We start from the raw sequence: 942 nt of genomic DNA on the forward strand, positions 1-942 counted from the left end.
GCGCTTCAACCGGGCGTTCGCGGCGTTCGGCCTGCAGGCGCGCTGTCTGCGGCTGAGCACGCTGATGGACGAGAACATGCTGATGGCGAGCGGCCCGGCGGCCACCGAGGACCTCTACAGCACGGCCGGTTTCTTCGCCTCGCTGGCCAACCAGGACACCCTCGACTTCCACGGGCGGTACGCGGCCCGCTACGGCCTCGAGGCACCCGCACTCGGCAGTCTCGGCGAGTCCTGTTACGAGGGCGTGCTGTTGCTGGCCGCGCTGCTGAGGAGGGCCGGGACGCTGGACGTGTCGGCGATCGGCGCGGCGGCGGGCGCGGTGTCGTACGAAGGCCCGCGCGGGCTGCTGCACCTGAGGGACAGTCATGTGCGCCAGCGCATCTACCTGGCTCGTGCCGAAGGTCTCGACTTCGATGTGCTCACGGAGCTGGATCCGCGCGGCTCGCGTCCCTGACCGGGTCGTCCGGTCAGCGCCGGGTGAGCGCTGTCCTGCGGCGGTCGAGGAACGCGCGTTCCGCCGGGTTCTCCGCGAGCGCGATGGCCGCGTCGTACGCCCGTACGGCCTCGGTGTCGCGGCCCAGGCGGCGCAGCAGGTCGGCCCGGACGGCGTGCAGGACGTGGTAGCCGTCGAGTTCGAGGGCGTCCACGAGGGCGAGCGCCGGCCCGGGGCCGTCTGTCTCGGCCACGGCGACGGCCCGGTTCAGGGCCACGACCGGGCTGGGGGCGAGGGTCATGAGCTGGTCGTAAAGCTGCCGGATCTGGGCCCAGTCGGTGGCGTCCGCGGTCGGCGCGTCACTGTGCACGGCCTGGATGGCGGCCTGGATCTGGTAGGGGCCGGGCCGGTCGCGGCGCAGGCAGCGGCGGACGAGTGCCTGCCCCTCGCTGATCAGGTCGCGGTCCCAGTTGGCCCGGTCCTGCTCGGGCAGAGGCACCAGCTCGCCC

2 protein-coding genes are annotated in these 942 nt (G+C 73.0%); one reads left to right on the forward strand and one right to left on the reverse strand.

Features of this window, described 5'->3' with window-relative positions; all coding sequences use genetic code 11:
- A partial coding sequence (locus tag IF47_RS0126655) for an ABC transporter substrate-binding protein (protein ID WP_031511577.1) occupies positions 1-454 on the forward strand: 454 nt, incomplete at its 5' end.
- Positions 455-467: 13 nt separating this feature from the next.
- Here IF47_RS0126655 and IF47_RS0126660 read toward each other — a convergent pair.
- Positions 468-942 (reverse strand): hypothetical protein (locus IF47_RS0126660; protein ID WP_037733435.1); only part of this gene is annotated, 475 nt, incomplete at its 5' end.

Source organism: Streptomyces megasporus (assembly GCF_000718985.1).
Taxonomy (GTDB): Bacteria; Actinomycetota; Actinomycetes; order Streptomycetales; family Streptomycetaceae; genus Streptomyces; species Streptomyces megasporus.